The organism is uncultured Rikenella sp., assembly GCF_910577125.1.
GTDB lineage: Bacteria > Bacteroidota > Bacteroidia > Bacteroidales > Rikenellaceae > Rikenella.
This window is the reverse complement of the sequence record NZ_CAJTMN010000095.1, coordinates 1-7,601: the sequence shown is the minus strand read 5'-3', so window position 1 is coordinate 7,601 and position 7,601 is coordinate 1. Positions and strand designations below refer to the sequence as shown.

General features: G+C 56.9%; 9 protein-coding genes. 4 read left to right on the top strand and 5 right to left on the bottom strand.

Annotation, left to right across the window (positions count from 1 at the left end):
- Window positions 1–746: 746 nt before the first annotated feature.
- The gene (locus QZ292_RS08720; protein WP_294600615.1) at window positions 747–1,052 is read left to right on the top strand and encodes a DUF3467 domain-containing protein; all 306 of its coding nucleotides are present in this window, start codon (window positions 747–749) and stop codon (window positions 1,050–1,052) included.
- 82 nt (window positions 1,053–1,134) lie between these two features.
- Here the strand turns inward: QZ292_RS08720 and QZ292_RS08715 are convergent, their stop codons facing one another.
- From QZ292_RS08715 to folK, 4 genes are all read right to left on the bottom strand, one after another.
- Entirely contained in the window at window positions 1,135–2,211 is a 1,077-nt protein-coding gene (locus tag QZ292_RS08715) for a hypothetical protein (RefSeq protein WP_294600613.1), read from the bottom strand.
- The gene (locus QZ292_RS08710; protein WP_294600611.1) at window positions 2,211–3,755 is read right to left on the bottom strand and encodes an Rne/Rng family ribonuclease; all 1,545 of its coding nucleotides are present in this window, start codon (window positions 3,753–3,755) and stop codon (window positions 2,211–2,213) included. The genes QZ292_RS08715 and QZ292_RS08710 overlap by 1 nt, the downstream gene beginning before the upstream one ends.
- A 396-nt stretch (window positions 3,756–4,151) precedes the next feature.
- On the bottom strand, window positions 4,152–4,445 hold the full coding sequence (locus QZ292_RS08705; RefSeq protein ID WP_294594619.1) for an HU family DNA-binding protein: 294 nt from the start codon (window positions 4,443–4,445) through the stop codon (window positions 4,152–4,154).
- Window positions 4,446–4,534: 89 nt separating this feature from the next.
- The gene (gene folK, locus QZ292_RS08700; protein ID WP_294600609.1) at window positions 4,535–5,032 is read right to left on the bottom strand and encodes a 2-amino-4-hydroxy-6-hydroxymethyldihydropteridine diphosphokinase; all 498 of its coding nucleotides are present in this window, start codon (window positions 5,030–5,032) and stop codon (window positions 4,535–4,537) included.
- 296 nt (window positions 5,033–5,328) lie between these two features.
- Here folK and QZ292_RS08695 point away from each other — a divergent pair, with 296 nt between their 5' ends.
- Both QZ292_RS08695 and QZ292_RS08690 read left to right on the top strand, forming a co-directional pair.
- A complete protein-coding gene (locus QZ292_RS08695) occupies window positions 5,329–5,556 on the top strand; it encodes a hypothetical protein (protein WP_294600607.1) in 228 nt (75 codons plus the stop codon).
- 465 nt (window positions 5,557–6,021) lie between these two features.
- A complete protein-coding gene (locus tag QZ292_RS08690) occupies window positions 6,022–6,276 on the top strand; it encodes a hypothetical protein (protein ID WP_294600605.1) in 255 nt (84 codons plus the stop codon).
- A 106-nt stretch (window positions 6,277–6,382) separates the two neighbouring features.
- On the opposite strand, the gene QZ292_RS08685 is transcribed toward QZ292_RS08690, so the two are convergent.
- Complete coding sequence (locus QZ292_RS08685; protein ID WP_294600603.1) at window positions 6,383–7,204, bottom strand: HAD family hydrolase; 822 nt, start codon at window positions 7,202–7,204, stop codon at window positions 6,383–6,385.
- Between the two features lie 44 nt (window positions 7,205–7,248).
- Here QZ292_RS08685 and QZ292_RS08680 point away from each other — a divergent pair.
- On the top strand, window positions 7,249–7,601 hold a 353-nt coding region (locus QZ292_RS08680), incomplete at its 3' end, for a hypothetical protein (protein ID WP_294600601.1).

Sequence of the window (7,601 nt, the reverse complement as noted above, 5' to 3'; positions counted from 1 at the left end):
TTCTACTATGTGGTAGAAAGTAGGCAAAGAGCACATTCAAGGGGGACTCGCATCCTCCTTGAAAATCCCCCGACTTATTTTGAACGGATTGCGGATCTCTTCCTTCGTACCGAAACCCTATTCTCTGCCCTACTCGTCCTCGACCCACCTCAGTTCGACGCCAGCGGAGGCGCAACGAGCTCCGTCGAGTTGCAGCCCGCCGCCGGGGGTGGCGGCGAACTGCGCGACCCTACGGGTCACAAAAGCTTTGCCCCAATACAGCCCCAAGCCCAGCCTAATTCTCCGTCCCGTGTCCGCCTCACTGCGGCTCCGCTATCGCTCCGCCACTTTGCGCGTTTTCCGCTAGCGCGCGGGGAGGACTTGTTTCGCGCGCCTTGTTTCCGTCGCCCGCGGCAATTCTCGTTGGTTGGCCAAGCGCCAACCAACAAAATATGCCCTTTTAGGCGAGCGGGCGACTTTCGAGCTCTGTGCTGGACGGAACTGCCGCTTTTTGAAAAAAGCGGCACCAAAAACTTTTGTGATAGCTACGCTACGCCTTAGGCTCCGCAAGACTCAAGTTTCGCTTACCCCGCGGTGGGCAAATGGGTTAGAGGCTGCCAATAAAACACCTTGTGGGTGCGTTCGCGCGCCCGGGGCTCCGAGAGAGGGCGGAGTGTGGACGAATTGTTGAAAAAACATAAAAATAGAAGAGACGGACAGCCTCTTTTTTCATCTATCTTTGTCCGCAGATAAAGAACAAGTTGTCTATGACCGATCACAAAGTAGAACTGGATATCGAACTCAATGAAGAGGTGGCGCAGGGAACGTATGCCAATCTCGCGGTGATTTCGCATTCGACCTCGGAGTTCGTGCTGGACTTTATCCGCATGATGCCGGGAATGCCCAAGGCGCAGGTCAAAAGCCGGGTGATTCTCACGCCGGAGCATGCGAAACGGCTACTCCTGTCGCTTCAGGAGAATGTGGCGCGGTATGAGAGCATCGTGGGAAAAATCGAGATGCATACGCCGGATACGCCGCCGATCAACGGGTTCGGAAATAACTCTTATTGCTGACCTCTCGGAGAGCGGGCCGGAAAAACAGCGGTCGGCGCGAAAAGATTCGCGCCGACCGCTTCCGTTTCAGACAAACCCAGACTCAGACAAACCGGTAACCGTACAAACCTTCACTCCCCATCCATAACGTCCGATAGTCCGTAAATTGGCACCACCAACGCTCCTTCCTGCTGAAAGGCTGTCCGTTCAGTTGCGGTACCACACCCGCTTCGGCCACCCACGCATTGCCCTTACGAGTCACCAGAAAAAAACCGGACTCATGAAAAACCCCGCCTCGAAACAACATTTTCCGTTGAGACGGCGCGACGGCGAAACCCGAACTCAGCGTGATTTTATTGGAACAGCGGAGAAAAATCTCGCACTCTCCCTGAAAATCGGTCTTCGCCAGTTCGCATGAATCGGTGATCTCATCCGTGTTCCACTCCCACTCTTCGAGATAGTCGTAGAGCTTCCGATCCCGATCCAACTCGGGATCACACCTCCACGTTTTGTAAAAGGCCCACATGCATCCCTGCACATCCTGACTCAGCGCAGTACACATGTGCAGGAAAGCATAGCCATGCTTGCCCGAATTCCAAAATTGAGTTCCATCCGGTCTGAAAGCGACGATCCCATCCAAACTGAAATACGGATGATCCAGATCCAAGCCATGAGCGTCCGCAAAGGATTCCGTATCGTCGTACCCCATCACGATAGTACCGTCCGCCATAACCAGACAGGCATCGATACTACTCCCGAAACAATAATCCCGCTTGGCCGTCCCGTCCCGACCGACCAACAGGCCGTTTCGCTCCGGCTTTCCGCCGTTGTAGTCGCTCCAACGACCTACCAACAAAAAATCGTCGCCCAGCACGCGAATCCAATTGTACTCCGTCCGATAATCGTCTCCCAACTCGTACACTTGCTTCCCCAGATACCGTCTCGCCTCCCAGTCGACATCGAGTACCGCCACGGCATAATAGTAACGGGGCGGCTCCTCTTCGGCCGCCAGCGAATGGCGGAACAGGCAGTAAACCCGCCCGTCATTGGGCCCCACCGAAAAATCGATCACAGAGGCCGATGCGTCCCGCACTCCGCGGTGAAGTTCTTCCCACGATGCGATTTCGAACAACTCGATCGGCTCCTGGTGCCAGGTGGATTCCGCGACCTCTTCTTCCATCAGATGGCATCCCCCAGCGCGTTGTAGAACTTATATTCGATCATCCCCAGCGAGTCGTTCGGAATCACCTTGATCACCGCGCCGTATTTCACGCACCACTTGGCCCGCTTGCTGAACAGCCCGCCCCGGTTGATGTAGGCCGCCACGTACGGATGCACGTGAACGGTCAGCAGTTTGTAGTGTTTCTCTTTCGCGTAATAGGCCACCTGGTTTTCGATCTGGGCGTCGAGCAGCACCGAGGGTGCGATCTCGCCCGTCCCGTGGCATGTCGGACACTTTTCGTTGATGACGATCTGGGTCTCCGGCCGCACCCGCTGCCGGGTGATCTGCATCAGGCCGAACTTCGTCAGCGGCAGGATGTTGTGTTTGGCCCGGTCGGTGGCCATCGCTTTCCGCATCGCCTCTAACACGGCGTTCCGGTTCTGGGCGGTGTGCAGGTCGATGAAGTCGATCACGATAATCCCCCCCATATCCTTCAACCGCAGCTGACGCGCGATCTCCGGCACGGCGTTCAGGTTGCATTCCAGCGCATTGGCCTCCTGGGTCTCGTCGCTCTTGGCGCGCTTGCCGCTGTTGACGTCGATCACGTGCAGCGCTTCGGTATGCTCCACGATGAGGTATGCCCCCCGCTTGAAGACCACTGTTCGCCCGAAGAGCTGTTTGATCTGTTTGGTGATGTCGAACTGGTCGAAGATGGGGATGTTCCCTTTGTAGAGCTTGACGATCTTCTCCGCCTCCGGCTCGATGGCGGAGATGTATTCCTTCACTTCGTGGAACACCTGTTCGTTGTCCACGTGGATGTGGGTGAAGGAGTCGTTGAGCAAATCCCGCAGGATGGTGGTCGTCCGGCTCTCTTCGCCCAGCAGCAGGTAAGGGGGCTGGGCATGTTGCAAGGCGGACAGAGCTCCTTCCCATTTCGAGATGAGGTGGGTGATGTCGGCTTCGATATCTTCGGCCGATTTCCCTTCGGCGGCGGTGCGCACGATGGCGCCGTAGTTCCGGGGCAGAATCCCCTCCACAATCCCTTTGAGTCGCTTTTTCTCTTCGTTGGAGCGTATCTTCTGCGATATGTGCACTTTGTTGGAGAGCGGAATCAGCACGAGGTGTCGCCCGGCGATCGAGATGTCGCTGGTCACGCGGGGCCCTTTGGTCGAAATCGGCTCCTTGGCGATCTGGACGATGATATGCTGGCCGTTATTGAGCACGCCGGCGATCTTCCCCTCTTTGCCGAGGTCGTTCTGGACTTTCAGGGAGGAGAAGTCGATCTTCTGGTGGCGTCCGTTCACCTGTTTGACGAGGTCGTTCAGCGAGTTGAAGGCGCTCCCGAGGTCGAGGTAGTGCAGAAAGGCGTCTTTCTGGTTGCCCACGTCGACGAAGGCGGCGTTGAGCCCCCCCATCACTTTGTGCACTTTGCCGAGATAGATGTCGCCAACGGTGAAGGAACTTTTGGTCTTCTCGCGGTTGAGTTCGACGAGCTGTCCGTCTTCGAGGAGGGCGATTTCGATCTCGCTGCCGGTCGAGTGGATGACTAACTCTTTTGTCATGTCGTGTGTCGTATATATATGATAAACGGGTCGTCCGTCCGTTTGGTATCCGCGGAGGATGCCGCCGGTGGATCGGACGAGCCGGGAATGGGACAAAATAAAGAAACCTAAAGACCGCCGCGCTGAATAGTCCGGGGGACTTTAGGTTTTCGAGTGTCGGTCTTCGCCGGAGCGGGAAGCGCGTCGTGCCGGAAGAGATCCATCCGACCGAAGGGCCGTTCGTCTCGGCACGCACACGATTCCCGCCCCGCCAAAGTAAATCATCTACCTACTTTTTCTTTTTATGGCGGTTCTTGCGGAGCCGTTTCTTGCGCTTGTGGGTAGATATTTTGTGCCGTTTTCTTTTCTTTCCGCTTGGCATAACTACAGTGGATTAAGGTTTGACAATCGGGTTAATTATTTCTTGGCGATGGATTTGGCTTTCACCTCGCCGGCAAAGGTTTTCGACGGTTTGAAAGCCGGAATGTTGTGCGCCGGGATGGTGATGGTGGTGTTTTTGGAGATATTGCGGGCCACTTTCTGTGCGCGCCGTTTGATGATAAAGCTGCCGAAACCGCGCAGGTAGACGTTATTGCCTGCCATCATGGAGTCTTTGATATTTTCCATGAAAGATTCCACAACTTGCTGCACCTGTACCTTTTCGATGCCGGTGCTTTTTGCGATTTCGCCTACGATATCCGCTTTTGTCATGACGAGTGTCGTTTTATTTATTTGTATGATTATGATTCGATTACATCCAAAACGGATTGCAAATATAGGGTAAATAATCGAGAATCGTTCTACAAAATTGAATTTAATAGTTCTTGGAGGCTGATTTTCAGAACGGGATGCCGGAATTCGGGGCAGATTTCGGCGGCGGGTTCGAGGACGAACCGCCGTCGGGCGAGCTGTGGGTGGGGAATGGTGAGGCGGGGGGTGTCGAGAACGAGGGAGTCGTAGAAAAGGATGTCGAGGTCAATGGGGCGCGACCGGTAGATGCGTTGTCCGCCGGGGGTGTATTCGGGGGTATGGACGGGCCGGCCGAGCCGGTGTTCGATCTGCTGGAGGGTGTCCAGCAGTTCGAGGGGGCTCTGGAGGGTCTCGACCACAAGCACTTGGTTCAGAAAGGGTTCCACGGGCCGGGTGTCGGCAAAGTTGCCCCACGGTTCGGTCCGGTACTCGCGCGAGGCGAGACGGATCGGCCCGACGGCCTCGGCAATGTTTTGCCGGGCGGTTTCGAGCAGTCGGCTGCGGTCGCCGGCGTTGCTGCCGAGGGAGAGCATGGCGCGGTGAAGCATGACAGTCGTTGTTTTCTGTTTTTGGCGAGGCAGTTTTAGCGGTACGCGCTGACGCTTAAGTCTTGCGGAGCCTGAGGCATGTAGCGTGCGAGCAATGGATTGGGCTGACCCAGCCATTCGCCCACCGCGGGGCCCCACAGGGGCTTTTGATGGGGTTGTCATTGCCTTACTTAAGCGGGGCCTGCCCGGCCCAAGGGCGGTTCTATCCTGTGGGGTAGAGATGGCCCTGTCGGAGTGCCCGAAGGCACCGCGCGCCACGCCTTAAAAGGGAAATCGTCAAAATGCACCTGTGCGTTTTGACAGGATTTCCCATGGCGCGCGAAAGCAAACCCAATCACCCCGCCCCGGGCAACCGCGACTACGGGACGGGGGCACTGACCTACGTCGGTAACGGCGGATATCAGTGGGCTTCTACGATTAGCGACATCCGCGGACGATTCCTGTGGTCTCTCACGCAGAGCCTCGGCCCCGACCATGCGAGCAACCGTGCCGGCGGTTTTCTGTTGCGTTGCCTCTCAGAATAAACGGGGCCGCCCGGCACTCGAAAACTGGCCGGGTCTACCCCAATAATCGGTAGCCACTACCCTAAATCCTGCGGCTCGCAGAGCCGCGCGGGCCGAAAGCCTCCCCCAGCGGGAGGCCCGCAACTCACTACGCTCGTTCGGGCACCCGCAGGCTTCGGCCCGCAGCAGACACAGCCCAATTCTCCATCCCTATTCGGCCTGTCGCCCATCCCCCCGAGCGGCAAAGCCGCTGGGCGACGAGGCCGACGACCTCAAAGGGTCGCAACAGTTCAGCCTCAAGCACCGTCCCGTATTCGCCTCACTGCGGCTCCGCTATTGCTCCGCCGCGTTTCGCGCGCCTGGGCGGTTCATTCTCTTTCGGCTCATCGCCGAAAGAGTTGAATTGCCTCCTTAGGCGTCGGCGCGCGGAGCATTTCAACCGTCGCCCGCAGGGATTTCATCTCGATTTTGCTCACCGCAAAACGAGTGAAATCCCTCTTTAAGCGGGCGGGCGACAGTCGAGCTTTGTCCCGCCTGGAACTGCCGCTTGTTGGCTTCGCCTTCCTCGCGCTACCTCGCCAAAGCTCGCAAGCGGCTTTGGTCTCGGAACGCTGCTCGGTTGAAACAAGCGGCACCAAAACCGACGCTGCCAGCGAGAGCAATGCAAACGCAGTTTGCGAATTGCCGAGCGGCGAGGAGGAAACCCAAGGTAAACTTTTAGATAGCTACGCTACGCCTTAAGCTCCGCAAGACGCAGACTTTGAGCGCGAACTGGTGAAATCGTTCTGCGCCAACAGCTTTTGATCATTTTTCGCGGCGCGCCTCTTAGGCCAAAGGCGTGCTCGCGTCACAACTCCAGCCGTTTCAGGCGGTCGTCGGCCGACACTTTATCCACGATCGCCTTGACGATCTCATCCAGACGGCTGCCCGGCGAATAGTCTGCCGGAGCGACGAAGTTCACCCGATGCTCCTGCACCAGCTGGCGCAGCGAATGACCCACTTCCCGGTCGGCCGGATTATAAACGGCGATGGCATGCCCCTGTTTCTCCTTCACTAACCGCATGCACGGGATGTCGGTCGTCCCGTCGCCGATGTAAATCATGTGCGTGAAAGGCACCGGGCGCTGCTCTTCGGGTTGATACCGGTTCACCGCCTTGGAGTCGTACACGCTGTCGATCCCTTTGCTGATCTTGAAAATGAACTGGGTCTTGTTCGTATAGTTCACCGCCACGCCCGGCCAATAGGCTACTCCGTCCACCGAGTAGAGAAACGAGCTGGCGAAAATCTTCTTGAAATGTTTGGCGATCGACGTTCCTTCGATCATCTCGCGCAGGCCGGAGGAGTTGATGTAGTGTTCGACCCGAATCCCCTTCGATTGTCCGTAACGGTTGATGCGCGTGAACCACCCTTCGACTCCTTCGTAGAGCTCGACTTTGCGGCCCGATTCGGCAAAAGCCTCGCGCCGCAGCGAAACGCCGCTGACCGTAGCCTGCCGGATCATTTCGTTCATGTAGGTCAGGATCGGGTCGGCGTCGTTCACCTCGGCCACGCGGTTGCAGTTGTCCCAGAACTCGCGGTTGTCTTTGCCGATGGCAGGAATGAAGTCGTATTCCTGCATATTTCCCGGCGAGAGGGTGCCGTCGAAGTCGTAAATCAGTGCGAGTACCATATTTATCTGCTCGGTTTTCACAAAGATAGGGATTTTAACGCAGGTTGTTATCTTCGATCGGACGGATGGGAGTGGCGGTTCGGTGTTTGGTTTGCGTCTCGCCCGCCCCGGGCTACCGCGACGGAGGTAACAATAGACGATTAGGGGATCTGACGGGTGTCGGCTACGATGGGCTCAACCGGTCTTCCGCTATTAAGGGGAATAGCGGGATATGCTTGTATTTCAACTCACAATACCTCGATTCCGGCAACGCAAGTATCTGCGGCCACGGTCTTCAGTTGCGTTGCCTCTCGCACCCACAGGGTGTTTTACTGGCTGTGTCTACCCCAACTAAGGCAGCCTCTACCCCATTTTACCGACACAGCCGCAGAAATGCGAAGCATTTCCCGTCCACGGG